This is a genomic window from Ruegeria sp. HKCCA5463 (genome assembly GCF_013034175.1).
Lineage (GTDB): Bacteria > Pseudomonadota > Alphaproteobacteria > Rhodobacterales > Rhodobacteraceae > Ruegeria.
In genome coordinates, this window is sequence record NZ_WQFL01000001.1 from 688,301 (window position 1) to 713,565 (window position 25,265).

Genomic DNA, 25,265 nt, shown 5'->3' on the forward strand with positions numbered 1-25,265 from the left:
CGGGAAGGGGTGAAATCAAATGCCCCGCCGCAGTGTTGTGCTGCGACGGGGCCGTGTGTGGGGGAAGTGGTAATCCGGGTTATGGGATGATGCGGGTGTATTTCGTACCTTCGACGGTCGCGCCGAATTTTAGACCGGCCTGGCCAAAGACCACCGCCAGCACCGGCGAACGCAGTGTTGTCGTGTCCGTGGACAAGGAATTCCCAGTTGCGTCAACTACATATCCAATATCGGCACCGGCTGTCCATCCGCTGGAACGGCGGAAATCGTTCAGCGCATCTTCGGTCATGAAGAACAGGATATGCGCATATTGCTGCGCACCGATTTGCAGACCCGCGGTTCCTGAAATTGCAGAATAGTAATCGACCGTTGCGCCGTTGATGCGCAGCGCGCCTTGGCCGTAGGCACCGCCAAAGAAGATCAATCCGGCGTCGGTGATCAGGGGCATAACCAACATGCCGTTGGCTTTGTTCGCGATTTCCACGGTGTTGGGATACCGGCTGTACATTTCGGTCAGCGTGGCATCGACGCGGGCGTCGATCATGGCCGAGTTTGAATTGCCGACGCCGTTGCCGCAGGCGGCGGTCAGGGACAGGCATGCCATGCCCAAGGCAAAGCCGCGACGGTTCAGTCGGGGGGAGTTGGAACTGCTCATGGTTTTTTTCTCTGTAACTGTGCCTGATGTGTCGGGTCATCCCGATCTTGCCGGCAAGGATACGCCGATTAGGGCGATGTGTCACGGGAAAGCTGCCCGCTCAAGGGGGCTTGTCGGCGAAAAATTGCGACTCTTCGGGGTTTTAGCCCTGCAGGATGCGGGCAACCTGAGGCGAAAAATAGGTCAGAATACCGTCGCACCCGGCGCGCTTGAAGGCCAGCAGGCTTTCCAGCATCGCCTTTTCTGCGTCGATCCAGCCATTCTGGGCGGCTGCCTGGATCATCGCGTATTCGCCCGAGACTTGGTAGGCATAGGTGGGTGCACCAAAGCTGTCTTTCACACGACGGCAGATATCCAAATAGGGCATTCCGGGTTTGATCATCACCATGTCCGCGCCTTCGGTCAGATCGCGTTCGATCAGGCGCAGGGCTTCGTTCGAGTTGGCCGGGTCCATCTGATAGGTTTTCTTGTCACCGGTCAGCGCGCCCGAGGCACCCACGGCGTCGCGGAAGGGCCCATAAAAAGCGCTGGCGTATTTCGCGGCATAGCTGAGGATCATCACGTTGCGATGCCCGGCACCTTCCAATGCGCGGCGCATTTCCCCGATCCGGCCGTCCATCATGTCCGACGGTCCGATGATGTCGGCGCCGGCATCGGCCTGGGCAAGGGTCATCTTGACCAACGCTTCGATGGTCTGATCATTCACGATCTCGCCGTCGACGACATAACCGTCATGACCATTGATATTGTACGGGTCCAGCGCCACGTCCGTCATCACCGCAATGTCAGGGGCTGCCGCCTTGATCGCCCGGATCGCCCGGTTCGACAGGTTGTCGGGGTTCCAGGCCTCGGCGCAGTCTTCGGTCTTGAGCGCGGAATCCGTGTAGGGAAAGATGCATATCGCCGGGATTCCAAGCGCTTGCGCTTCGACGGCCGCTTTTGCAATCAGATCCACCGACCGGCGCACCACTCCCGGCATCGAGGGAACAGGTTCTTCAACCCCTTCGCCGTCGCGGACGAAAACGGGCCAGATCAGGTCGTCCGTGGTCAAGGTGTTCTCGCGCACAAGTCCGCGGATTGCCCGGGATTGACGGGCACGCCGAAAGCGGGTCATGGGATAGGGGGCAATGGTCGGTTTCATGGCGCGTTCTCCTTGAACATTCGTGCATTGGGTGGCATGAATTCACAAAGGTCTCAAGGGTATCAATGGACGCGGCAGCGTGGCCAATCCTCCCTGAGTGGTTTGAATAAAGGGTTGGGTTTGGACTGGTACTCTTCGATCTTTGAAGTCATCGACATGCGCAGCTTTTCGAATCTCTGGTTCTGGATCGTGCTGGCGGTTGTCTGGTCTTCGGCGAGTCACTGGGTAATGGGCATTCCCTACGATCTGGTGGTGCGTGCCCGACGCATTGGCGGGCAGGTCGAGATCGACCTACTGGACATCGTTCGCATACACACCAACCGGATCCTGTTGATCGTCGACATGTCAGGCACCATCCTGTTGGCATTCGGGTGTTTTCTGTTCACCGGGCTGGCCACGCTTGGGTTCTATTACGGCGTCGAATTCGCGCAGGCCGTGTTCCTTCTTCTGTTTCCACTGACGCTTGTTCTGGTGGTGAACATCGTGCACGCGCGACGATTGCGGCGGCAGGAACTGACGCTCGAGTCCGTTTCGAAAACCATTGCGCGCTGCCGGCTCTATACCCAGATCATAGGCATGATCTCGATACTGGTCACTTCGTTCTGGGGCATGTATCAGAACATCTCGATTGGCGTTCTGGGATAGCAAAATCTGAAAGGCGAGGCGATGAAGGCTCCGAACCACGTGACAGTTGGCGGCGCCCCCGAAGGGTTTGACGCGCAGCTTGTGCTGAACGAAATCGCCCGCAGCAACGGGCCGGTGGCCCATGTCGCACGTGACGACAAGCGGATGGAGGCGATGCGCGCGGCACTGGCCTTCTTTGCCCCCGACATGCCGGTCTTCGTGTTTCCGGGCTGGGATTGTCTGCCCTATGACAGGGTGTCCCCCAATGCCGACATTTCAGCGGCCCGTGTTGCCACGCTGGCGGCGCTGGTTCACCAGATGCCGCAGAAATTCGTGTTGTTGACGACATTGAATGCGGCAACCCAACGCGTCCCGGCGCGAGACGTGCTGCGCGAAGCGGCGTTCACCGCCCGTGTCGATCAGCGCATAGATGAGGCCGCGCTACGCAACTTCCTGGTGCGCATGGGCTTCACGCAAAGCCCCACCGTGATGGAGCCGGGCGATTACGCCATTCGCGGCGGTATCATCGACATCTTCCCGCCGGGTGAATCGGGCCCCGTCCGTCTGGACCTGTTCGGAGACGTACTGGACGGCGCGCGCCGTTTTGATCCCGTGTCTCAGCGCACGACCGAAAAGCTGGACGTGGTTGAACTTGCGCCGGTGTCCGAGGTCATTCTGGATGATGCGGCCATCACGCGGTTCCGCCAGAATTATCGGATCGAATTCGGTGCCGCGGGTACGGATGATCCGCTCTACGAAGCGGTAAGCGCCGGTCGCAAGCATCAGGGTATCGAACATTGGCTGCCCTTCTTCCACGAGAAGCTTGAAACACTGTTTGATTATCTGCCGGATGCCACGATCACCGTCGATGATCAGGTTACACCGGCCAGATTGGCCCGATGGGAGACGATTGCCGATCAATACGAAACCCGGCGTCTAGCGCTGGAAAACCGATCCCGCATGGATACGGTCTATAAACCCACACCTCCGGGGCTGCTGTATCTGGATGATGCCGCGTGGGAGGCGGCTGTTGCGGATCGGCGCGTCATGCAGTTCAGTCCTTTGCCGCAGGCCTCGGGTCCCGGTGTCATCGATGCGGGCGGGCGGATCGGGCGCAACTTTGCTCCGGAACGTCAGCAGGAAAGCATCAGCCTGTTCGGTGCTCTGGCCAGCCACATCACCGCCAAGCTTGACAAAGGTCCGGTGCTGATTGCGTCCTATTCAGAAGGTGCGCGCGAACGTCTGACCGGCCTGATCGAGGATGAAGGTCTGGCCGAGGCGATTCCCATTGCCAATGGAACGCGCATCGGAAAGCGCGGCCTGCACCTTGCCGTCTGGGCGCTGGAACATGGTTTCGAGACCCCCGACCTGACGGTGATCGCCGAACAGGATGTTCTGGGCGACAGGCTGATCCGCCAACCCAAAAAGCGCCGCAAGGCCGAGAATTTCCTGACCGAGACCCAATCCCTCAGCCCCGGTGATCTGGTGGTGCATGTGGATCACGGCATTGGTCGATACATGGGGATGGAGGTCGTCACGGCCGCCGGTGCCGCCCATGAATGCCTGCTGCTGGAATATGCCGAGCAGGCAAAGTTGTACCTACCGGTCGAAAACATCGAACTGCTGTCGAAATACGGCCATGACGAAGGGCTCTTGGATCGACTCGGCGGTGGCGCCTGGCAGGCCAAGAAGGCCAAGCTGAAAGAGCGCATTCGCGAGATGGCGGACAAGCTGATCCGCATCGCGGCGGAACGTGCTTTGCGTAAAGCCCCCGTTATGGACCCTCCGCCGCACGCGTGGGAGGAGTTCAGCGCGCGTTTCCCCTATCAGGAAACCGATGACCAGTTGCGCGCCATCTCGGATGTGATGGAAGACATGCATTCTGGTGCCCCCATGGATCGCCTGATCTGCGGCGACGTCGGTTTTGGCAAGACCGAGGTGGCGATGCGCGCCGCCTTTGTCGCCGCCATGTCCGGCGTGCAGGTTGCGGTCGTGGCACCGACAACACTGCTTGCCCGACAGCATGCGGCAAGCTTCAGGGAACGGTTTCGCGGCTTCCCTCTGGAAGTGCGGCAATTGTCGCGCTTCGTCTCGGCCAAAGAGGCGCAGCAGACACGTGAGGGGCTGGCCAAGGGCACGGTCGATATCGTGATCGGGACCCATGCGCTGTTGGCCAAGAACATACGGTTTCACAATCTGGGTCTACTGGTCATCGACGAAGAACAACATTTCGGCGTGGGACACAAGGAACGGCTGAAGCAACTGCGCAGTGACATCCATGTTCTCACTCTGACCGCAACCCCGATTCCGCGAACCTTGCAATTGTCGCTGACCGGGGTGCGCGATCTGTCGATCATCGGCACACCGCCCATCGACCGCTTGGCGATCAGAACCTATGTCAGCGAATTCGACGCGGTCACGATCCGCGAGGCGCTGCTGCGCGAACACTATCGCGGCGGGCAAAGTTTCTACGTGGTTCCGCGCATCTCGGACCTGCCCGAGATCGAGGAGTTCCTGAAAAGCCAGCTGCCGGAACTGACCTATGTGGTTGCACATGGCCAGATGGCGGCGGGTGAACTCGATGACCGAATGAACGCGTTTTATGACGGTAAGTATGATGTGCTGCTGGCGACGACAATTGTGGAAAGCGGTTTGGACATTCCAACGGCGAACACGATGGTCGTGCACCGCGCCGATATGTTCGGTCTTGCGCAGCTCTACCAGATCCGGGGCCGGGTGGGGCGATCCAAAACCCGTGCCTATGCCTATCTGACCACCAAGCCACGGCAGAAACTGACGGCTACGGCCGAGAAACGCCTGCGGGTTCTGGGCTCGCTGGATACGCTGGGCGCCGGGTTCACTCTGGCCAGCCAGGACCTCGACATTCGGGGCGCTGGCAATCTGCTGGGCGAAGAGCAGTCTGGCCAGATGCGCGATGTGGGCTACGAACTTTATCAATCCATGCTGGAAGAAGCGATTGCCAAGATCAAGGCCGGCGAGATGGAGGGCCTGTCAGATGCCGACGACCAATGGGCCCCACAGATCAATCTGGGCGTGCCGGTTCTGATACCCGATGATTACGTGCCCGATCTGGATGTTCGTCTCGGCCTCTACCGCCGCTTGTCGTCGCTGTCGACCAAGGTCGAATTGGAAGGCTTTGCCGCAGAGTTGATCGACCGTTTCGGCAAATTGCCGAAAGAGGTGAATACCCTGATGCTGGTCGTGCGCATCAAGGCCATGTGCAAAAGGGCGGGCATCGCCAAGCTGGACGGAGGCCCGAAAGGCGCGACGATCCAGTTCCATAATGACAAGTTCGCATCCCCTCAGGGATTGGTCGAATTCATTCAGAACCAGCGCGGCATGGCCAAGGTCAAGGATAACAAGATCGTCGTGCGCCGGGATTGGAAGAAAGACAGCGACAAGATCAAAGGGGCCTTTGCGATTGCCCGCGACCTTGCTGAAAAAGTGGTCGCGGAAAAGAAGAAGACCAAGGCTGGTTGATAGGCAGGATGGGGCTCTGCCCCCGCTGCGCGTTCGGCGCATCTCCCCCGGGATATTTACGGCCAGATGAAGTCACGGATCCCAGCTTCATCTGGCTGAAAATATCCCCGCCGGAGGCATCGCGCGGCAGCGCGATCCCGCCTATACACGCATTGCAGCCTGCGCGCAGAAGCAAGACGCTGCAACCGCCCGATCAGCGCGGGCCAAAGCCAAGTCGAGGCGTTGTTTGATCTGTCGGATTTCAACATCTTCCCCGCGGGCTTTGAGACAATCGTACAGCCCCTTCAGGCTCCAGACGTTGTCGAGATGGATCGAAGCGCGGCTGAGCGAGCCGCCTAGGCCAAGATCTTCGCGATAGACGGCCTCTGCTTCTGCCGCATGACCTTGTTCGAACAGCAATGCGCCAAGCGCGTGGCGGGTGGGCTGCATCCAGCCCCAGGGCTCGTCATAGGGCAAGGTGTCGTCCAATTGGACCGAGCGGCGCAGATGGGCAAAGGCGATCTCGAAATTGCCCTTTCGGTATTCGATCTCACCGCGCAGCATCTCCCCCGCGATTTCCAGCAGGTCGATCACACGATTGTTGTGCAACCGGCGTGTTTCCGGAACGCATTCCCTGGCTGCCAGAAACAGGTTCTCTTCCGCTTCGGCATGGACAACGTCACCGGTTGCGGCATGTGCGATGGCGCGGGCGTAATGGGTCGTGGCCGTCAGGGTGCGGTAGAGATCCGGATCGGAGGGCAGCTCCAGCGCCTTGGCCTCTTCCCAGCGGCCAAAGCGGATCAGGATGTGCGGTCCCATGGACATGTAGCTTTCGAAGTAGTCCGCCATTGGGGGGCTTTCGATGCGTAGCATCTCCTCTGGCGTTGTATCCCACAAACCCTGATTGGCGCGCAGGGCAGGTTCGATCTGACCCAGAAACAGCGCGCCGTAGATGGCGAAGTGATAGTTGTGTTGGCGGTATCCGGTGTAGATATTGAACGCGCCTTCGCGTTCGTAATACTTCAGATCCGCATCCGAGGCTTTTTCGTTCCACTGCACCACATTGTGATAATGGCCGCACAGCACGTCAATATGTGTTGGCATATGCACCAGGTGCCCCGCATCGGGCACCAATGTGCGCAGGACATCACCGGCTTTCAGAGCTTTTTCCGGCGTGGGCGACATCTCCATCAGGTGAACATAAAGATGCAGCAGGCCGGGATGTGACATGGCGGCCGGATCGTTGGCCATGGCCCATTCCAACGCCTCTTGTGCTTCAAGCGTTGCAGCGCCTTCTGCCGGTTGACCTGTTTGCAGGTCCCACATTTTCCAGGGCGTCAGGTTCAATAGCGCCTCGACGTAGATCGTGCGCAGGTCCGCATGATCGCGGTGCGCGGCGAAGGCCGCGCGCATCGCTTCGGCAAAATCTTGGTCCCACCGGTGCATGTCCTCTGCCGGCTCTCGTTGCGGATAGCGCGCAGGGAGGGCTCGGATCAGAGCTTGCTCGACGGGGGTACAGCCGTCTGCCAATCGAAGGGCGTTTTGCATGGCATCATAAGCCAGCGCCAGCGCCTTGCGGCGTCCCCGCTCGTCCTGCAAGTCCCATGGCAGGTTGTAATTCGGTCCCGCCGCGTAGGCGACGCCCCAATATGCCATGGCGCATTGGGGGTCATGTTCGGCTGCGCGCTGGAAACAAACCACGGCTTCTTCGTGATTGTACCCATAGGTCCAGTTCAGGCCGCGGTCGAACCACAGCTGAGCCTCGGGAACGGAGGTCGTTACCGGACATGAATAGCTGCCCAGATCATAGTATTCGCGCATCAGAAGCCCTCCGCTTGGTTCAGGTCGAGGGTAGCGTGTTTCTGACGAGTCGCACAGATCAGGCTGGCAGACGTTCTTCAACGCGGCCCATGTGCAGCATAAGCCCGAAGGCCAGAATGCACATGCTCAGGATGCCGAAGGTCAAAGGCGCGATCGAACCGTCGAACAACAACCCGATCGGGGCGGCGATGGCAGCGGCCAGCACCGTCGATATCGATCCGATGACCGAGGCTGCCATTCCGGCAATATGCCCCATCGGCTCCATCGCGATGGCGTTCAGGTTGCCCAGCGTCACGCCGGCCATGAAAAACACCATGGTTTGCCAGAACACGAACAGCGCGAATGAGGCTTCTGGTGAAAGATGCGCGGCGTTCAGGGTCATGACAAAGGTGGTAATCAGGATTTGCCCCCCCAGCGCCCATGTCACCATCCGGCGCATGCCCACACGCACCACTAATGCCGCGTTCAGCAAACTGGCCGACCCGGACATCAGCGCCACGAACCCGAACCAGAACGGAAAGCTTTCGGCGCGGTCATGGATAACGTCATAAACGGGCTGAACCATTGTCAGCATGGTGAACAGCACCCCCATGCACAGGGTCTGAACTATGATCGAAAGGCGCACGGTCGGATGCGAGAACATTTCCTTCGTGGCCGAGAACATCAACGGAATGCGGAAGGGACGACGGTTTTCACGGGCCAGAGATTCCGGCAACCGAATGCCCATCCAGGAAATGATGATCAACGCAAACAGAATGAAAGACACAAAGATCCCGCGCCATCCGAACAAAGCGATCACACCGGCGCCCAGCATCGGTGCCGCTGCGGGTACCAGTGTGAAAATCATCATCGCGATTGAGATGATACGCGCCATTTCGCGGCCTGAATACAAGTCGCGAATGATCGCCATGGCCACCACGCGCGGACCTGCGGCGCCCAGGCCCTGAACCACACGTGCAATCAAGACCAGTTCCAGTGAAGAACTGGCCCATGCGACAGCAGACGCCGCAATGTACAAAGCCGCGCCGCCGTAAATGACCGGCTTGCGTCCCAGCGCATCCGAAAGCGGGCCTGTGAAAAACGTGCCGATCCCCATGCCCAACACAAATGACGTCAGGATCAGTTGGGCACGGTTAACGTCATCGGGGCTGAGCTGCGCGCCGATCTCGGGCAGCGCAGGCAGCATTGAATCGATCGAAAAGGCTATGGTGGCGAACATCATTGCAATCAGTGCAATGAATTCCGCCTTCGACATGCGATTGGCCATGAAGACCTCCTAACCCGTTCGCGCTATCACGGCGGGTCGGCATAGGCCAGACTGGAAATTTGCACAGACCTCTGTGCTATTCTGCAGGGGAAGCCTCAAGTTGAGATATGATTTCAGCGATCACTTTCTCCCACATTTCAGGAGGTTGGGCACCGGGAACTGCGTGTTGATTGGCGACAATGAAGGTCGGGACCGAGCTCACACCCATTTTGCGGGAATGAGCATCGCGGCTGCGGATATCCTCGCGGTCGGCGTCTGATTTCAGCAGCTTCATGACCACGGCGGCGTCCATTCCGGCGCTGTCCGCGATATCGGCCAAGACTTCGTGGTCGCCGATGTCGCGACCCTGCACGAAATAGGCGTCGAACAGCGCGTCGACGACGGCATTCTGCTTGCCTTCGATGCCAGCCCAATGGATCAGGCGATGCGCATCCAGCGTGTTGGGGGTACGTTTCATAGCCTCGAAGTTGATGTTCAGACCGGCCTTTTCGGCATGTTCCACCACCGGCGCATAGGCGCGAACCGCGCCGTCCTTGCCGCCGAACTTGCGCTCGAGATAATCGCGCCGATCCATTCCTGCATCCGGCATGTCAGGATTCAACTGGAACGGATGCCATTCAATGACAAAGGGGTGGTCGGGTACGTTGGCCAGCGCCTTGTCCAGTTGAGTCTTGCCGATATAGCACCACGGGCAGATCGGATCGGACAGGATGTCGAGCTTGACGGTCTGGGTCATTTTGTTGGTGCCTCGAAATAGGCCGGCAGCGCCCGGCGCAGGAGTTTGCCATTTCCGCCGGTCGGCAGGGCGGGCAGATGGATGAAGGCGCGTGGTTGTTTGTAACGCGCCAGGTTGGCTTCGACATAGGTGCGCAAGGCCGCATCGTCCAGCTTTTCCGGGCCCGTATAGAAGGCCGCTATCACAAATGTGTCCGGTTTGACCTCGACCGCGGCGGCGCCGACCTGAGTGATGCCCGGAAAGCGGGACAGGGCGGCTTCGACCTCGACCGGGGACACGCGATAGCCACCCGCGTTCATCATATCGTCGTCGCGGCCCAGATAGCTGATCTGACCATCCACGGCCATGGCGCCCTGATCGCCGGTCAAAAACCACTCTCCCTGTATCCGCGTTTCAACCTCATCGGGTGCGTTGAGATAGGTCAGCATCAAGCCGGGGTCAGTGCGGTGAACGGCAATGGTGCCTTCTTGCCCCTTCGGCACCGGACCGTCCGGACCAAGGATCGCCACACGACGCCCCGGTTGCGGTTGTCCTAATGCGTCGCTGCGCGCGGGGTGATCCGGGCTGGAAGAAATGAAGGTAGAGCATTCGGACATGCCATAGGCTTCGAACAACTCGGTGCCGGTGGCCTTTCGCCATTGTTCGTGCAGCGCGCGCGACAGTTTCTCACCCGCGCACAAGCCGTGGCGCAGGTCTGGTAGCTCCATCTGATCGCGCCCTTGCACCATCTTGCGAAAGACCCCGGGGGCCGCTGCAAAGATCGTTGCGCCATGCTGGCGCAGCAGGGCAGGCAGGGCCGTGATTTCGGTGCCGGGCATGGGGATCAGGGCAGTTGCGCCCATGGTCCATGGATCCATCAGGCCGGTGCCCAGCGTATAGGTCCAGTTGAATGCTCCGGCGTGACAAAGCCGGTCGGTCTCGCGCAGACCATACCAGCCATCAACCATCATCTGCCGCGCCCAGATTGCCCGGTGGGCATGGGCCACGGCACGAGGCTTGCCCGAGGTTCCAGAGGTATAGACGGCATAGGCCATACGTTCCGGATCGCCCATGTCAAATTCTGCCGGGGGCAGGCATCGCATCGCTTTCAGCGCGTCCAGCCCGATCTGCTTGGAATGCGAGGCGCAGGCAACGCCCGGATCACGCAGAATCACCGCCGGAGAAAGCTCGTCGATCATTTTGGCGGTTTCGGGTTCCGTCAGTTGTGACGATGTCGGCACCGGTACGATGCCCACGGCAATTGCCCCCAGATAAGCAATCGGGAAATCCACCGTGTTTCCCAGCCGCATCAGCGCGATATCACCGGGTTTCAACCCGGCCCGCAGCAATCCCGTGCCTGTGCCCAGCACAGCCGCTTTCAGATCGCGATAGGTCCAGTCCTGCGCGCCGTTCGGGCGCAATATCGACAAAGCCACTTTATCCTGCGCGTGATCGGCACGGCCCAGAACATGGGCCGCCAGATTGAATGGCGTGGGGCAGGGTGCGGGCGACCCCTGATCGAAGATTGACAACATGGCCTCTGGCTATCGCGCCGCCTGCCGCGTTGCAAGCGTGGCTGGCCGGGCCTATAGAAGGGTCATGAGCACTCAAGACCCCAAATCTCTGATCCGAATTGCCCGCGACTCTGGCGACCATACCGAAGTCGAACCGCTGGACCTTGGCGCACGTGTGCGAGAGCTGCGCAAAGCGCGGGAATGGACATTGGAACAGGCCGCCAGTCAGGCCGGATTGGCACGCTCGACCCTCAGCAAGATTGAAAACGGGCAGATGTCGCCGACTTACGACGCGCTCAAGAAGCTTGCGACCGGGCTGGAGATTTCTGTTCCGCAACTGTTTACGCCGCCCCAGCGCGAACAGGTGATCGGACGCATGGCGATCACCCGTGTGGGCGACGGCACAGCTCATGCCACCACAACCTATGAGCATGAGCTGCTAGCCGAAACCCTGACCAAGAAACAGATGCTGCCCTATCGTGCGCGGGTCCGCGCAAGATCAATGGATGAATTTGACGGCTGGGTGCGCCATGACGGCGAAGAATTCATGTATGTGCTGACCGGTGTCGTCAAGCTTTACACCGAGTTTTACGAGCCGGTTGAGATGCGCAGAGGGGACAGCGCGTATTACGACGGCAGCATGGGCCACAACGTGATTTCCGTCAGTGATGAAGACGCGACGATCCTTTGGGTTACATCACTTGCCTAAAGCGGTTCTGCTGTATTCCCGGTTCAGCCCTTCGGTGAACAGGAAGTCTTCGACCTCTTCATGCGCCTCATTCATCGTAAGTTGGTGACGTTCGGCCAAATAGGCTTCAAACCCTTTTCGATCCTTCAATACGCGCATCATGTCCTTGTCACGCAGGTTCGGAAAACGCCGCTTTGCGCGTTCGCATGCCGCATTCCAGTCGTTCGTAAGATCGGTCCAGTTTATCATCAATGAGCTTCCCTTAGCAACGATTAGGACTGCTCTCCCCCGCTTCACAGTACGGATAGGGTGCCGTGACGTAAGACATGACAAAATGTCGCAGCGCTGGATCTCGCCTTCTTGAGGGGGAAAAGTGCCCGCTGCGAAGTTTCCGCAACGGGCCGGCGGGCCTACATTTGGTGTGAGTGGTGGCGGGCCCGGTTGTTCTGTAATCCGCAGCGCCAGATTGTCCCGGCAGGCAGAGAGGCGAGGTCATCGCCAGCTCGTTACTAAGCCTAAATGCGCAATATATATGCATATTTTCCGGATAAGTAAAACTGTTTGTGGGTGTTTCTTTCTGGATCGCTTGCATGTGACGATGTTGGTCGCTGATTACGATGCTTCCAATGCGGCCAAACGATATCTTGTGTGGGATGGTAATGTGCTGAAATTTGCCGATTGGTGGAAATTTCCTGAGCTCTGTTTGTATGAAACAGCTGGAACTTCAAGCTTCCGTCTTTCGGAAACTTCAATTGGAAAGACCAGCCGAATTCACATGTACAACGCCTGGTCTTGGGTTTGCGCCTTTTTACCGGGCGTCGTACCACCAGACTTCGGGCATGTACTGCGGACCGTCGCCATAGATGGGCAGAATTTCCGGGTGCTTAAGGTCTTTGACATGAGCAATGCGCCCGATGTCGAAGCTCCAGATCGGGATGACATAGCGGCCTGCCGTCAATACCCGGTCCAGCGCGCGGGTGGCCGAGGTAAAGTCCTCGCGGGTTTTTGAGGCCAGCATGGCATCGATCATGGCATCAACCGTGGGCGAAGATACGCCCATCAGGTTACGAGTGCCGGGGGCATCGGCAGTTTCGCTGCCCCAATAAAGACGCTGCTCATTGCCGGGAGACAGGGAAAGCGCCCGGCGGAACGTCGTGACGTCAAAGTCCAGTTCAGACGTGCGCCCGACATATTGGGCATTGTCGACCTGTTCCGTCGTGACCCGGATGCCAAGACGTTCCAGCGCACGGGAATAGATCTCGACCACGGTTGCCATCTCGCTGTCACCCTGTTGAAGCAGGAAAGTCATCTGAAAGGCATCACCATTTGCATTGCGCAGCACGCCATCCTGAACGGTCCATCCCGCCTCGGCCAATAGTCCGGCGGCCTTGCGGAGGTTTGCCCGGTTCCGGGCCGACCCGTCGCCTTTCGGCAGTTCATACCCTTCCAGCGTGCCGGGCAACAGGATGTCAGCGAAAGGAAGCAACAGGTCTTTTACCTGCCCCTGGGCCGGGCCGGGCTGCATCGCAAGGTCGGAGCCCGAGAAATAAGACGTGATCCTTGGTTGCGCACCACCGGTTACCGTATCGTTGATGAAATCGAAGTTGAACGCGAGCATCAGCGCTTCGCGCACGCGCCAGTCGTCGAACGGAGCCTTTCGTGTGTTCATCACGAATCCGGTCATTCCCGAAGGTTTTCCATGCGGAATTTCGGTCTTGATGACATCGCCGCGCTGCACGGCGGGAAAGTTGTATTGCGTGTCCCATTTGTCGGCGTTGAATTCACGCACGGCTGACAGCTCTCCGGCCTTGAAAGCTTCGAACAAGACGCTGCCGTCGCCGTAGAATTCGATCCGCAGCTCATCAAGGTTCATGGTGCCGCGGCGAAACGGGATGTCGTTCCCCCAATAGTCCGGATTGCGTCGCAGATTCACAAAGCGTCCCGCTTCATAGCTTTCGATCACATAGGGGCCGGTTCCAATCGGCACATCATGCAGTTGTGCATCCGCGAAATCCTTGCCCTCCCATTGCGCCTTTTTCAGGATCGGGCGCATCCCGGCCAGCAGCGCAAGCTCTCGGTCGGGTTCATTGAACGTGATCCGCACCGAACGCGGGCCGGTTTGTTCGATACTGTCGATCTTGCCCCAAAGACCGCGATAGCGCAGATGCCCCTGCGTGCCCAACGTTTCGTAAGACCAGATAACATCATCGATCGTGACCGGACTGCCGTCGGAAAACCGCGCCTCCTCCCGCAGGGTGAATTCGACCCAGGACCGGTCTGGATCGGTCTCAACTGATTCGGCTAACAGCCCGTAAAGTGTGAAAGGTTCGTCCCATGACCGCCCCATCAGGCTTTCATGGGTCCAGAAAGGCAATTGCCATGGCGAGGTGCCTTTTTGCAAAAACGGGTTCAGGCTGTTAAAGCCGCCCGTGTTTCCGAACACGGCTTTGCCGCCTTTGGGTGCATCCGGGTTGGCGTATGGGAGTGACACAAAATCCGGTGGTAGGGCCGGGTCCCCATACATAGCTATGCCATGAGACGATTCTGCATGGGCGACAGAGGTCACGAAAATGCTGGCGATTCCCGCCACAAGTGATCGAAACGGACGGAGAAAATCCGGGCTCATTTTGGAAACAATCCTGCTCTGGCCTTATTTTGTTGGTATTCACCGTAGTGATGATTTTTCTTATTATCAAACTTTTAGCTTGGACCAAGGCGCAGAATTGCTTATAAAGGTTGCACTGCTCGATAGGTTTCTTGCCTGTATGAAACCTGCCTCAATAACTTAACGCCCGCTTCGTGCGGGCGTTTTTTTTGCCTGTGGAAGTCTCAGGCCGGTATTCCAATCCCACATGTTTCCCCGTTTTCTTTGCAGGTGCAGCATGGCATGGTGCGCCTGATCAACGCTTGAGGGAGAATGGACATGAGCCTGTCCGGCAAAACGGCAATCATCACGGGATCAAATTCGGGCATCGGGCTCGGCGTCGCGCGCGAGCTGGCCAGGGCCGGTGCCGATGTGGTTTTGAATTCCTTTACCGATCGCGATGAAGATCACGCGCTGGCCGCCGAAATTGCGAAAGAGACCGGAACCAATGCCCGCTACATCAAGGCCGACATGTCCAAGGGCGAGGAATGCCGATCCTTGATCGAACAGGCGGGGTCTTGTGACATTCTGGTGAACAATGCCGGGATTCAGCATGTCTCACCGATCGACAAATTCCCGGTTGATAAATGGGATGCAATTATCGCAATCAACATGAGCTCGGCCTTTCACACCACGGCGGCCGCGTTGCCGATGATGCGCAAGGCGGGTTGGGGACGTGTAGTTAACATCGCCTCGGCCCACGGTCTGACGGCATCCCCTTTCAAGGCGGCATATGTTGCAGCCAAACACGGTGTGGTGGGAATGACCAAGACCGTAGCGCTGGAAACAGCGCAGGAGCCGATCACCTGCAACGCCATCTGCCCGGGATATGTGCTGACGCCGCTGGTCGAGTCCCAGATTCCCGACACGATGAAAGAATACAACATGAGCCGTGAGGACGTTGTGAAGAACGTTCTTTTGGAACGGCAACCGTCCAAGGAATTCGCCACGGTCGAGCAACTGGGTGGAACGACTATCTTCCTGTGTTCGGACGCGGCCGCTCAGATCACCGGAACCACAATTTCCGTCGATGGTGGCTGGACCGCGCTTTGAGGTTTTGCGGGGGCGCTGCCCCCACACCCCCAGAGTATTTTGGAAAAAATGAAGGGGTTGCGGTATGAAGCGGATCAATCTGGCTTTGCAGGGGGGTGGGGCGCATGGGGCGTTCACCTGGGGTGTGCTCGACCGTCTTTTGGACGAGGAAGACATCGAGGTCGCTGCCATTACCGGAACTTCCGCAGGGGCGCTGAACGGTGCGGCCTACAAGTCTGGAATGGTTCATTCCGGGCGCGAAGGCGCGCGGGCGCGCCTGGACGGGTTGTGGAAGCGCATGGGCGCTATTGGCGACATGCGCTTTGCTAACTGGTTTCGCGGCCTTGAACCGGCGGCCATTGCGCAGGCGATGGAATATTCGGTGCCGTTTTCGATTGGGGATGCCTGGTCGCGGATGGTGTCGCCCTATGCGTACGGGCCGTTCTACAGCAACCCTTTGAAGCCGGTGGTGGACAGGTTCAATTTCGACGAGGTGTGCGCAGATGAAGGCCCGCGCCTGTTTGTGTGTGCCACTTGCGTACGCAGCGGCAAGATCCGCGTCTTTACCGGCGACGAAATCAGCACCGACGCCATCCTGGCCTCGGCCTGTTTGCCGACCCTGTTCAAGGCGGTTGAGATTTTCGATCCGAAGACAAACCGGACCGAAGCCTATTGGGACGGAGGGTATACCGGCAATCCGGCTCTCTATCCGCTGTTCAACGATGATTTGCCGGATGACGTGGTGATCGTGAACATCAATCCGCTGGAGCGCGACGAAGTTCCGGTCACACCGCAGCAAATTCAGAACCGGATCAACGAGATCAGCTTCAACTCATCCCTGTTTCGCGAGTTGCGGGCGATCAGCTTTGTCCAACGGTTGCTGAAAGAGGGCAAGCTGACGGCCGGAGAGATGAGCCGCGTGCTGGTTCACATGATTGCAGATAACGAGTTGATGAACAGCCTGTCTGTTGCCACCAAAACCGTGCCCAATCCGGTCATTCTGCATAAGTTGAAACAGGCCGGACGGAACGCCGCAGACGGTTTTCTTGCCAACCATAAGGACGATTTGGGTCAGACCAGCACAATTGATCTGCCTGCGATGTTCAGCTGATCACTCGGGCGGCTGTGTCGGGTCTTTTCCATTCGGGTATACAAGCCCCGCCGAAATCACCAGTTTGGCGGCGTCTTCGATGCTCATGTCCAGCAGGATCACGTCTTCTGCGGGGAAGAACAGCAGAAACCCAGATGTCGGGTTAGGTGTTGTGGGTACGAACACGCTCAACAGCTCGCCTCCGGTTTCGGCGCGTTGGCTGACCTCACCCTTGGCGCTGGTCGAGACAAAGCCGATGGCCCAGATCCCGCGACGCGGGTACTGGATCAGGCAGGCTTTTTCAAAAGAACGCTCGGTCTGGGCAAACACCGTTTCCGAGATTTGCTTGATCCCGGAATAGACCGAGCGCACGACGGGCATCCGATCAACAACGCTTTCGGCGAAGTGGATCAGGGAACGGCCCAGAATGCCCTTGGCGATCCAGCCGACCAGAACGGTGAAGATCAGGAAGATCACCACACCCACACCGCGCAGGTTGATGCCCACGTATTGTTCGGGCTGGAACTGTTGGGGCACCAGCGGCAGGACCGCGCTGTCTATCCAGCCGACCACCGACCAGATCAGCCAGACCGTCAACCAGACAGGCGCAATGACCACGATGCCCGTCAAAAAGGACGCGCGCAGCCGTGAAAGCATGCCCGGGCGGCGGTGAGGCTCTTCGTCGAAGGGTGTATTCATTGCGGTTCCGAATGGTTTCCGGATTTAGGTAGTCAATCCACGGCCTTGGTACAATAGGTTAACGTCACCTCTGTTTGACGAGCGCTTGCGCGATCTTGGCCGCCAAACGCGCATTGTTTCGAACAAGGGCGATGTTGGCGACCAATGACCGGCCTTCGGTCTTTTCAAAGATACGTTGCAGCAGATAGGGGGTCACGGCTTTGCCGGTGATGCGATGGGCATCTGCATCTGACTGGGCTTCGGCGATGATGGGGGCCAATTCCTCGGCCGGGATTTGATCGGCGGCTGGAATCGGGTTCGCCACCAACTGCCCGCCGGGCAGACCCAGCGCGCGGCGGGTCGTGTGGGCTTTGGCGATGGCATCGGCACTGTCCATGCGCAGGGGCGCGTTTAAGGGCGACTTTGCCGACCAGAACGCAGGAAACTCGTCCTGGCCATGTGCGATCACAGGCACGCCCAGGGTTTCCAGAACCTCAAGCGTTTTGGCGAGGTCCAGGATGGCCTTCGCCCCGGCTGCGACGACGGTCACGGGCGTATGCCCAAGCTCGTGCAGATCGGCAGAGATGTCGAAGGTGGTCTCGGCCCCCTGATGCACGCCGCCGATACCGCCGGTGGCAAAAACCTCGATCCCGGCATAGTGCGCGGCGATCATCGTGGCGGCAACGGTGGTGGCCCCGGTGCCACCGGTCGAGATGCACGCCGCCATGTCCGCGCGCGAGATCTTGGCAACGCCTTGGGCCTGACCCAGCCATTGCAGCTGATCCTGCTCTAGCCCGACATGCAATTTGCCTTCGATCACGGCCATGGTTGCAGGAACCGCACCCGCATCGCGGACGTCCTGTTCGACCTGTACCGCGACTTCGATGTTCTGCGGATAGGGCATCCCATGGGTGATGATGGTGCTTTCCAGCGCGACGATGGGCAGGCCCGCATCTTTGGCGGTACGGACCTCGGCAGAATATTGGATGTCGATCACAGTGGGGTTTCTCCGGAAACGTAGGTTGCAGCGGCGTGCAGAGCGCGGGTCAGAGCCTCGTCACTGGATGCAACGCCGGATTCTGAGGCGATATGGGCCGCCATGAAGGTATCCCCGGCACCGGTCACGCGGGTGACCAGAACGGCAGGGGGTGTTTGCGTCAGGATTTCTGTCGAGCTGCCGATGGTTGCCGAATTGCCGCCGTCGGTGACCAGCACACGCAGCGCGCCGCGATCCAGAAGGCCTTTGGCCGCGGATTCGGAATCGGTGAACTCGCGCTGGCACAGGATACCGGCCTCTTCGAGGTTCACGTACAGCGTGGCGCGGGCATGTTTCAGGAACGGCAGCAGTCGTTCGGCCTTGCCCGGCGATGCCGGGGCCACGCGCAGATCCGCACGCGCAAAAGCAGGGCTTTGGGCAATTTCTTCCAGCAGGTCCAGTGTCAGATTGCCATCCAGTGCGATCGGGCCCTCAAATGGTGCGTTCTCATAGCCCAGAGGCCCGTGCATCAACGGATGCAGTATTTTAGCGCCTGCGGCCTCCAGCGAATGCGCGTCGGCAATCGCCGCGATCAACCCGTTCGCACCTTCGACGGCCATATAGCGGTCAGTCGGCAAATCCTGCGACCGATAGATGTGATCCGTCACCATGCCGAGGCGCGAACAGGCATGGACAAGTTCGTCGCCTTCGGGATCGCGGCCAATGGCGGTCAGCAGGGTGGGTGTCATGCCGAAACGAACCAGTGTCATGGCAATGTTCATCGCAACGCCGCCGGGCAGGCGGGTGATCCGGCCCGGCACGTCCGAGCCCTGTCGCATGGCGCTGGCCGATCGGCCGATCACGTCCCACAGGACCGAGCCGATGCACAGGATATTGGTGTTCTGAGTCATAGGGGACGTCATGCCGCAGCGGTGTTGCCCGTGCAAGCCGGAACGTCATCGCAACAAGAGATTCCCGACCGGCCTGGGTCGATATCGCCTTTGGGCTTGCGATCCGTGGTCTTCGCGGGAACAATCAAAAGCAATGATTGGTGATTATATTTTCCTGTTGGAGCGTTTCGTATGAATGGCCCTGTCTTCCGTGCCATCCTCCGAGCCCTCAATACCTGCGCCCTGAGTTTTATCGTTCTTCTGACCTTGCATCCGGGATCCGTAAAGGCGCAAACGGCCCCGCCGACGGTCATTGATTTCTGGGTCAAGGATGACACTCTGTTTCTCGAGGTGAAACTGAACGCCGAGGCCATGCTGGTCGGTACCGATCCGACACAACCCGACGCTTATTCCGGCAATTCAAAGTACCGATCTCTGCGGCGAATGGTGTCATCGGAACTGGAACCGCAGATCAGAAATTTCGTTCAGGTCTGGAAGCAGAACCTTGTGGTCGAAGCGCCTGAACGCCTAGACCTGTCTTATGAAGGTGTGCGCATTCCCGTTGTGGGGGATGTGGAAAAAGTGCGTGTTTCCAAATTGTTGTTGACCGCACATTTGTCGGATCAGGCATCGAACCTGCGCCTGACCTGGCCGTTGCAAGGCGGGTCGGTCGTGCTTCGCCAGCAAAAGGTTGTGGCCCCGTATACTGGCTTTCTGGCGGCCGGAGAAATCAGCCCGTTGATCCCGTTGCGGGGCGGGGCGTCGTTGACGACCGAGCAGACATTGCAGACGTTTTTGGCACAGGGGATCAGCCGGTTTGTTCAAAGCCCCCTCAAGCCAACCATCGTTGTTCTGACGCTCGTGATGCTGACGCTGAGCCTGCGGCCTGTGATGTCTCAGGTGGCGTTTTTGGCAGCAGGGGGTTTTGTCGGGCTCGGGTTGGACATGTACGGCGTGTTGGACCTGCCGGAAAGCTTGCAGGATCAGGCCTTGGTGGCTTCGATCATCATTCTGGCGCTATGGAACCTGGTGGCCCGGCACTTGCAGGTCTGGCGCCTGCTGGCCGTGTTTGCCGCAGGCTGTGTTTACGGATTGGCGCTGGCTTCGGATTTGACAAAGATCGGGGTGCCGCCCGATCATCTGGCCCCGGCTGTTTTGGGGTTTGGCGTCGGAAATCTACTGCCTGTCGTCTTTGTGGCTGTTGTGGCCTTTGCCTGCGCGCTTTTGGTTGCAGGCGGGTCACACAGAAAACGAGGCCGGATTTCGGTTCTGGCCTCGATGCTGATCGCCGGGATCGGCGTGTATTGGATGGCTGAACCCTGGTTGCTGGCTTAAGACATTGCCGCCCTCAGCCTGTTCAGCGCACCCAGCGGGTCGTCATCGCCCCAGATCTCGTCCCCGATGCCGAAGAAATCGGTGCAGGGGGCCAGATCGCCGATCAGTTCGGGCGTCAGGCCGCCTTCGGCCACGACCGGAACTTCGATCATCTCGGACCACCATTGGAACAGATCCTTTTCGGCGCGGGTTCCGTCGCCCAACGTGGCGGTGCCTACGGGGCCGAAGGCCACATAATCCGCGCCATGTTCGCCCGCCGTCATGCCATCATGGCTGGACGCGCCGCAGAAGCTTCCGACGATCGCGTCCGCGCCCAGCTCCTTGCGCGCGGCACGGACCGAACGTGCGCCGTCATCCAGGTGCACCCCGTCCAGCCCCAGACGTTGCGCCAGCAGCACGTGGTTCGAGATAACGATGGCCACTTCGCGGGCGTGGGCAACCTCGCGGCAGGCATCAGCAGCACGGGCGATGCTGTCTTCGTCGTTGCCAGCCAGCGCCAGGCGGATGCAGGCGATCTCGGCCCCGTCCAGAACCGATGCCAGTTTGGCGGGGAACGTGCTCAGCTCGATGGTCGGAGGCGTGATCAGGTAAATCTGCGGCTGCTCGGGGGTGTCCATGGGCGCGTCCTTCGGCTTTTGGTCTTTGGCGCGGTTTAGCGGATTGCGGCGGGGAAGCAAACTTTTATGGCCGAGACCATGCAAATTCCAGCCCCAGCGCCTTGCCCTGCAAGAGCCTGCCGATTACAGCAGGCCAAGTTTTTACAAGGTGAACCATGCCCAGCGACAAATCCCAGCCTTCCTTCGTGCTTGTTCGCCCGCAGATGGGTGAGAATATCGGTGCCGCGGCCCGGGCGATGTGGAACTTTGGACTGGACCGGATGCGCATCGTGGCGCCCCGCGACGGCTGGCCAAACCCCAAGGCGGTGGCCATGTCCAGCGGTGCGGGCCGGTTGCTGGACGAAGCGCAGCTGTTTGACGATCTGGCCGGATCGCTGGCCGACAGCACCTTTGTCTTCGCCACCACTGCTCGGCAACGCGGGTTGACCAAACCCGTCTACAGCCCCGAGCGTGCCATGCAGATCGCCGCCGAAAAGGTCGCGGCGGGTGAAAAGGTTGCGGTTCTGTTCGGCCCCGAACGCGCAGGGTTGGAGAACGAAGACATCGCCAAGGCAAACGCAATCATCTCGGTGCCCGTGAACCCGGAATACGCGTCGCTGAACCTGGGCCAATGCGTCTTGCTGACCGCTTATGAGTGGATGCGCCAGACCGGCGACGTGGTTCATGAATCCACCGATCTGGGCAAGGGGGACTGGGCCACGGGGATCGAGGTCGAGAAACTGGTCGAACACTACGAGGACCGGCTGGAAGAGGCCGGGTTCTTCTATCCTCCCGAAAAGGCCGAGGGTATGAAGATCAACCTGCGCAACCTGTGGTCGCGGATGCGGATGACGCGGGCCGACGTGCAGATGCTGCACGGGATCATGCGGCAGATGGTCCGCTGGAAAGACAAAGGCTGAGGCTGGACCTATCTTCCACCAAGCCCTAGCTTGCGACGAAATCAGGACATGAGGACAGCATGAGCGGTAAGCGCAGCATCTTCGAAGAGGTCTCGGACACCGAAAAACAACAGGCTGTTCAACCCGGTATGATCGACCGGGGGCGTGGCGGTGCGCGCAAGGCAATCCGTGCCTGGCTGATGATCCTGTTCGCTTTGGTCGTGGTGATGATCGCTGTCGGCGGTCTGACGCGGCTGACTGACAGCGGGCTGTCGATTACTGAATGGCGCCCAATCACCGGAGCCGTTCCACCGTTGAGCGAGGCAGACTGGCAGGCCGAGTTCGACAAGTACAAGCAGATTGACCAGTGGCGCATTCAGAACCAGTGGATGCAGCTGAGCGACTTCAAAACCATCTATTGGTGGGAATGGGGGCATCGCCAACTGGGCCGCGTGATAGGGCTGGTCTGGGCCATCGGTTTCCTGGGCTTCCTCGTGGCCCGCAAGATACCCACGGGTTGGACCGGCAAGCTGCTGATCCCCGGCCTTTTGGGCGGTGTGCAGGGTGCTGTCGGCTGGTGGATGGTCGCATCGGGTGTGACGCAGGGCGAGGGGATGACCGCCGTCGCCAGCTATCGCCTGGCCACCCATCTGGGGCTGGCATTCGTAATTCTCGGATTCCTCGCCTGGTATATTTTCGAGCTTGGCCGGGAAGAACGTGACCTGATGCAGGCGCGTCGCATGAAGGAAGCGAAACTGTTCTCGTTGTCCACCGGCCTGATGCATTTCGCCTTTTTGCAAATACTCATTGGCGCGCTTGTCGCCGGGATCGACGCCGGACGGTCTTATACCGATTGGCCGCTGATCGGCGGGCAGCTGCTGCCGCCGGACGCCACCGCGTTGGAGCCGATGTGGCGCAACTTCTTCGAAAGCCCGGGGCTTGTGCAGTTTATTCACCGCTGCGCAGGTTACCTGTTGTTCATCTTTGCTATTGTCGTCTGGCGCCGCGGCAGCGCCAGCGCGCATCCTCAGACGCGCTTCGCCTTCAACGCGGCTTTCGCGGCCCTGTCGTTGCAAGTTGTCGTCGGCATTGTGACCGTCGTCTACGGAGCGCCCTGGCAGATCGCCATCTTCCACCAGTTTATGGCCGTCGTCGTCTGGACCCTTATCCTGCGCGCGCGGTTCCTGACTGCATATCCAATCGCAACATCTGTGCGCGGAGTAAAATAACATGACCGCTTTCGACGAACTGATGGCTTTTCAGCGTGAAACCTCGGCACTGGGCCAAATCGCTGGGCGATTGGGTTGGGATCAGGAAACCGTCATGCCGCGCGGGGCCTCGCCTCAACGCGCCGAGGAAATGGCGGCGATCGAGGCCGTCCTGCACGCGCGCCGATCGGATCCGCGCGTGGCAGAGTGGCTGGATCAGGCCGCGCCTCAGGATGAAGTCGGAAAGGCGCAGCTGCGGGAAATCCGGCGCGCCTATGATCGGGCGGTCAAGGTGCCCGCTGATCTGGCCACGGCGATTGCCCGGACCACGTCCGCCGCACAGGGAACATGGGCACAGGCGCGCGCGGACGAAGATGTCTCGGCCTTCCTTCCTGTACTGGAAGAGGTCGTATCGCTGAAGCGTCAGGAAGGCGAGGTGCTGGCACAGGGCGGAGACGTCTATGACGCCATGGTCGAGGATTATGAACCCTGTACGACTGGCGCTCAGATCGCGGCCATTTTCGATGAGATGCGCCCACGTCTTGTGGCCTTGCGCGCGGCCGTTCTGGAACGCCCTGAACCTGCCGCGCTGACCGGAAGCTTTGACGAGCTGACCCAGATGCAGCTTACGCAAAAACTGGCGGTCGCCTTCGGCTATGACCTCAACAACGGCCGTGTCGACAAGGCGGTTCACCCGTTCAGCTCGGGTTCGGGCCTGGATGTGCGTATCACAACGCGAACCAGCGAAACGGACCCGTTCAACTGCTTTTATTCCACCATTCACGAGGTCGGCCACGCGGCTTACGAACAGGGGATCGACCGCGACTACCTGCTGACGCCGCTGGGGCGCGGCGTGTCCATGGGTGTGCATGAAAGCCAAAGCCGGATCTATGAAAACCAGCTTGGCCGTTCGCGTGCGTTTACGGGATGGTTGTTCGATCAGATGAAAGACGCATTCGGCGATTTCGGAATTGCCGATGCAGATGCTTTCTACGCTACCGTCAACCGGGTTCACAACGGCTATATCCGCACCGAAGCTGATGAAGTGCAATATAATCTGCACATCATGCTTCGGTTCGATCTAGAGCGCGCTTTGATGGCCGGGGACTTGCAGGTCAGCGAGCTGGAAGCGGCGTGGAATGACCGGTTCAAGGCCGACTTCGGTTATGCGGTCGACAAACCGTCGAACGGCTGTTTGCAGGATGTGCACTGGTCGGTTGGACTGTTCGGTTACTTCCCGACCTATTCGCTGGGCAATGTCTATGCAGGATGTCTGTATCAGGCACTGCGCGGCGCAGTTCCTGAACTGGATGAGCAACTGGCAGAAGGTGACACAACAGGCGCAACCGCTTGGCTGCGCGAACACGTCCAGCAACATGGCGGGCTTTATGCGCCACGCGAGATTATCCAGAGGGCGAGTGGAGTAGAGCCGGGGCCCGAACCTTTGCTGGACTATCTAGAACAGAAGTTCAGCGGATTGTACGGGCTGTGACGTCATGAATCGGTAGCCGATTGGTAAGGTTTCTTGCCATATACGCTGCAACATTGGCTTTGGCTTGAATACTCAAACCAGCGCGACGTGCAAAAAGTTTTCACACCTGTAACAAGCACAGGAATTCGGGCGCGCGGGTATTTCATGTATGGTTTCTGGGTGACAACCCAATGTCTTGCGTCCGAAGGGCGAATGACCATGTTCAACCGTGATTTTTCTTCATGGATCTCGCGGAACGGCGCAACGGGTGCTTCAGAGTGTGTTTCCTGTCACACCGGTACTTGAACGCCGGTAGGCCAGCGTCGTTCCGACCACGCTGGAAATTGAGCACCAGAATGGCCGGGGCACAGGCTGGGTTTGGAGTGACTCTCACGATAGGCGCGATGTTTCTGAATTCATTGCCAAATACGCTTGAGGAGGTGTTGGCACGATTCCCCATTGATCTGGCACAGATCGTAACCACCGGCCATTCCCGCGGCGAACCGGAAAAGTGCGCATCAACAGATTTCGACATGTATTG

General features: G+C 59.2%; 22 protein-coding genes. 10 read left to right on the forward strand and 12 right to left on the reverse strand.

Features of this window, described 5'->3' with window-relative positions; all coding sequences use genetic code 11:
- Nucleotides 1-79: 79 nt before the first annotated feature.
- Together GOW09_RS03455 and hemB are read right to left on the reverse strand one after the other, a co-directional pair.
- A complete protein-coding gene (locus GOW09_RS03455; RefSeq protein WP_171115663.1) occupies nucleotides 80-655 on the reverse strand; it encodes a YSC84-related protein in 576 nt (191 codons plus the stop codon).
- A gap of 142 nt (nucleotides 656-797) precedes the next feature.
- Nucleotides 798-1,796: a porphobilinogen synthase gene (hemB, locus tag GOW09_RS03460; protein ID WP_171115665.1), complete on the reverse strand. Its 999-nt coding sequence runs from the start codon at nucleotides 1,794-1,796 to the stop codon at nucleotides 798-800.
- 120 nt (nucleotides 1,797-1,916) lie between these two features.
- Between hemB and GOW09_RS03465 the strand changes: the two genes are divergently transcribed.
- Nucleotides 1,917-2,441, forward strand: a complete 525-nt coding sequence (locus GOW09_RS03465) for a component of SufBCD complex (protein ID WP_152458141.1) — start codon at nucleotides 1,917-1,919, stop codon at nucleotides 2,439-2,441.
- A gap of 21 nt (nucleotides 2,442-2,462) precedes the next feature.
- Nucleotides 2,463-5,921: a transcription-repair coupling factor gene (gene mfd / locus GOW09_RS03470; RefSeq protein WP_171115666.1), complete on the forward strand. Its 3,459-nt coding sequence runs from the start codon at nucleotides 2,463-2,465 to the stop codon at nucleotides 5,919-5,921.
- A 141-nt stretch (nucleotides 5,922-6,062) separates the two neighbouring features.
- On the opposite strand, the gene GOW09_RS03475 is transcribed toward mfd, so the two are convergent.
- The 4 genes from GOW09_RS03475 to GOW09_RS03490 form a co-directional block, all read right to left on the reverse strand.
- Nucleotides 6,063-7,721 (reverse strand): tetratricopeptide repeat protein, encoded by a 1,659-nt coding sequence (locus GOW09_RS03475; RefSeq protein WP_171115669.1) that lies wholly within the window; start codon nucleotides 7,719-7,721, stop codon nucleotides 6,063-6,065.
- A 58-nt stretch (nucleotides 7,722-7,779) separates the two neighbouring features.
- On the reverse strand, nucleotides 7,780-8,988 hold the full coding sequence (locus GOW09_RS03480; protein ID WP_171115671.1) for a multidrug effflux MFS transporter: 1,209 nt from the start codon (nucleotides 8,986-8,988) through the stop codon (nucleotides 7,780-7,782).
- A gap of 76 nt (nucleotides 8,989-9,064) precedes the next feature.
- The gene (locus tag GOW09_RS03485) at nucleotides 9,065-9,724 is read right to left on the reverse strand and encodes a DsbA family oxidoreductase (RefSeq protein WP_171115673.1); all 660 of its coding nucleotides are present in this window, start codon (nucleotides 9,722-9,724) and stop codon (nucleotides 9,065-9,067) included.
- Nucleotides 9,721-11,238 carry a class I adenylate-forming enzyme family protein gene (locus GOW09_RS03490; RefSeq protein WP_171115675.1) on the reverse strand — a complete coding sequence of 506 codons (1,518 nt, stop codon included), beginning with the start codon at nucleotides 11,236-11,238 and terminating at the stop codon, nucleotides 9,721-9,723. Before GOW09_RS03490 ends, GOW09_RS03485 begins: the two co-directional genes overlap by 4 nt.
- Nucleotides 11,239-11,302: 64 nt before the next feature.
- On the opposite strand from GOW09_RS03490, the gene GOW09_RS03495 reads away from it, so the two are divergent.
- The gene (locus tag GOW09_RS03495; RefSeq protein WP_171115677.1) at nucleotides 11,303-11,926 is read left to right on the forward strand and encodes a helix-turn-helix domain-containing protein; all 624 of its coding nucleotides are present in this window, start codon (nucleotides 11,303-11,305) and stop codon (nucleotides 11,924-11,926) included.
- Here the strand turns inward: GOW09_RS03495 and GOW09_RS03500 are convergent.
- A complete protein-coding gene (locus tag GOW09_RS03500; protein WP_171115678.1) occupies nucleotides 11,915-12,154 on the reverse strand; it encodes a hypothetical protein in 240 nt (79 codons plus the stop codon). The genes GOW09_RS03495 and GOW09_RS03500 overlap by 12 nt on opposite strands.
- A gap of 559 nt (nucleotides 12,155-12,713) precedes the next feature.
- On the reverse strand, nucleotides 12,714-14,531 hold the full coding sequence (locus GOW09_RS03505) for an extracellular solute-binding protein (RefSeq protein ID WP_171115680.1): 1,818 nt from the start codon (nucleotides 14,529-14,531) through the stop codon (nucleotides 12,714-12,716).
- Between GOW09_RS03505 and GOW09_RS22270 the strand changes: the two genes are divergently transcribed.
- The 3 genes from GOW09_RS22270 (at nucleotide 14,476) to GOW09_RS03515 (ending at nucleotide 16,692) form a co-directional block, all read left to right on the forward strand.
- Nucleotides 14,476-14,694 (forward strand): hypothetical protein, encoded by a 219-nt coding sequence (locus GOW09_RS22270; RefSeq protein WP_217360255.1) that lies wholly within the window; start codon nucleotides 14,476-14,478, stop codon nucleotides 14,692-14,694. The two genes, GOW09_RS03505 and GOW09_RS22270, sit on opposite strands and share 56 nt — an antisense overlap.
- A gap of 134 nt (nucleotides 14,695-14,828) precedes the next feature.
- Nucleotides 14,829-15,602 (forward strand): 3-hydroxybutyrate dehydrogenase, encoded by a 774-nt coding sequence (locus GOW09_RS03510; RefSeq protein WP_171115682.1) that lies wholly within the window; start codon nucleotides 14,829-14,831, stop codon nucleotides 15,600-15,602.
- Between the two features lie 64 nt (nucleotides 15,603-15,666).
- Nucleotides 15,667-16,692, forward strand: a complete 1,026-nt coding sequence (locus GOW09_RS03515) for a patatin-like phospholipase family protein (RefSeq protein ID WP_171115684.1) — start codon at nucleotides 15,667-15,669, stop codon at nucleotides 16,690-16,692.
- On the opposite strand, the gene GOW09_RS03520 is transcribed toward GOW09_RS03515, so the two are convergent.
- The 3 genes from GOW09_RS03520 to GOW09_RS03530 form a co-directional block, all read right to left on the reverse strand.
- The gene (locus GOW09_RS03520) at nucleotides 16,693-17,370 is read right to left on the reverse strand and encodes a DUF502 domain-containing protein (protein ID WP_152458130.1); all 678 of its coding nucleotides are present in this window, start codon (nucleotides 17,368-17,370) and stop codon (nucleotides 16,693-16,695) included.
- Between the two features lie 64 nt (nucleotides 17,371-17,434).
- Nucleotides 17,435-18,346, reverse strand: a complete 912-nt coding sequence (locus GOW09_RS03525) for a pseudouridine-5'-phosphate glycosidase (protein ID WP_171115686.1) — start codon at nucleotides 18,344-18,346, stop codon at nucleotides 17,435-17,437.
- The gene (locus tag GOW09_RS03530; RefSeq protein ID WP_171115688.1) at nucleotides 18,343-19,236 is read right to left on the reverse strand and encodes a PfkB family carbohydrate kinase; all 894 of its coding nucleotides are present in this window, start codon (nucleotides 19,234-19,236) and stop codon (nucleotides 18,343-18,345) included. Before GOW09_RS03530 ends, GOW09_RS03525 begins: the two co-directional genes overlap by 4 nt.
- 171 nt (nucleotides 19,237-19,407) lie before the next feature.
- Between GOW09_RS03530 and GOW09_RS03535 the strand changes: the two genes are divergently transcribed.
- Nucleotides 19,408-20,550, forward strand: a complete 1,143-nt coding sequence (locus GOW09_RS03535; protein WP_171115690.1) for a HupE/UreJ family protein — start codon at nucleotides 19,408-19,410, stop codon at nucleotides 20,548-20,550.
- Here the strand turns inward: GOW09_RS03535 and GOW09_RS03540 are convergent.
- Nucleotides 20,547-21,167, reverse strand: coding sequence for a thiamine phosphate synthase (locus GOW09_RS03540; protein ID WP_171115692.1), 621 nt, complete (start codon nucleotides 21,165-21,167; stop codon nucleotides 20,547-20,549). The genes GOW09_RS03535 and GOW09_RS03540 overlap by 4 nt on opposite strands.
- 155 nt (nucleotides 21,168-21,322) lie before the next feature.
- Between GOW09_RS03540 and GOW09_RS03545 the strand changes: the two genes are divergently transcribed.
- Genes GOW09_RS03545 through GOW09_RS03555 form a run of 3 tightly spaced genes read left to right on the forward strand, consistent with a single transcriptional unit; the run spans nucleotide 21,323 to nucleotide 24,745 of the window.
- Nucleotides 21,323-22,066 (forward strand): RNA methyltransferase, encoded by a 744-nt coding sequence (locus tag GOW09_RS03545; RefSeq protein ID WP_170344120.1) that lies wholly within the window; start codon nucleotides 21,323-21,325, stop codon nucleotides 22,064-22,066.
- 59 nt (nucleotides 22,067-22,125) lie between these two features.
- Nucleotides 22,126-23,274: a heme A synthase gene (gene ctaA, locus GOW09_RS03550; RefSeq protein WP_171115694.1), complete on the forward strand. Its 1,149-nt coding sequence runs from the start codon at nucleotides 22,126-22,128 to the stop codon at nucleotides 23,272-23,274.
- Between the two features lies 1 nt (nucleotide 23,275).
- Entirely contained in the window at nucleotides 23,276-24,745 is a 1,470-nt protein-coding gene (locus GOW09_RS03555) for a carboxypeptidase M32 (protein WP_171115696.1), read from the forward strand.
- The last annotated feature ends 520 nt before the right edge of the window (nucleotides 24,746-25,265 follow it).